Source organism: Burkholderia sp. (assembly GCF_018375725.1).
Taxonomy (GTDB): Bacteria; Pseudomonadota; Gammaproteobacteria; order Burkholderiales; family Burkholderiaceae; genus Burkholderia.
The window spans coordinates 1-1,006 of sequence record NZ_JAHACR010000555.1; the positions used below are offsets into that span (position 1 = coordinate 1).

At 67.8% G+C, this 1,006-nt stretch carries 1 pseudogene; it reads right to left on the minus strand.

The window, feature by feature from the left end:
* Nucleotides 1-1,006: pseudogene (locus KH616_RS25360) on the minus strand (FUSC family protein); the annotation flags it as partial.

The window sequence follows — 1,006 nt, forward strand, 5'->3', positions numbered from 1 at the left end:
ATCAGGTCGCGCGCGCCGCTCTCGAAGCGCGTGCGCAACCCGGCGAGGCCCGCGTGGCATGCGGCGACCGCCTGATTGCGCAGATCCGCGAACAGGCGCTGCTTCAGCCACGGCGCGCTCGGCGGGAACAATACCGCGAACGCGATCGCCGATGCGAACATCGAAAGAACGAGCGCGAGCGCATCGTTCATGAAGGCGCTCGGATCGTACTGCATCAGGTTTTCCGGGCCGGCGAGCGTGCAGAAAAAGATGCAGTAGCCGATGCCGTAGCCGGCGGTCTTCGGCTTCATCGACAAGTACAGCCCGAGCGCAAGGAACGGCGCGAGGCCGGCGCACAGCAGCACGAAGCCGTCGAGGTGGGGATAAACGCCGAACATCGCGATGAGGCCGGTAAACGAGGCGAGCGCGGTGCCGAGCGCCATCTGGTACGACATCGTCGTCGGCCGTGGCATCGACGAGGCGAGCGCGCAGATCGCTGCCGCGTTCAGCACCATCGTCACGCCGCTCGGCCATGCACTTTCGATCCAGAACCAGCCGAGCGCGAGCATCACGACAGCCGTACGGATGCCGGCGATCACCGCGGCGGTGAGGTTGGTGCGCGGTTCGTAGCGTTCGACCCAGCGCTCGCGTTCATGCGTGGCGGTCGCGAGCGACGCGTACGTCGCCGCATACGCATGGAGATCGGTGACGAAGCGGTACAGGAGCTCGGCTGCGGTGTCGAAGTCGAGCAGGGGAAAGTCCGGCTGCGTCTCGAACTGCGCGCGCGTCGCGCGAATGCGGCGCGGCAGCGCGTCGCGCCACGCGAGCAGCTGATCGGCCGCCTGCGTGGCCTCGGCCGCTGAGCGCACCGGTTCGCCGTCGCGCGTGAGCAGCGGGGCGATCTCGCGGAAATACGGCTCGATCGCGTCGACTGCCGCGGTCGCGTGGCTGGCGCGCAGCCGGTTCATCAACTGGTGCAGCGCGTGGAAGCGGCTCGACGCGCTCATGAACTAGCTGTTCATGCGCG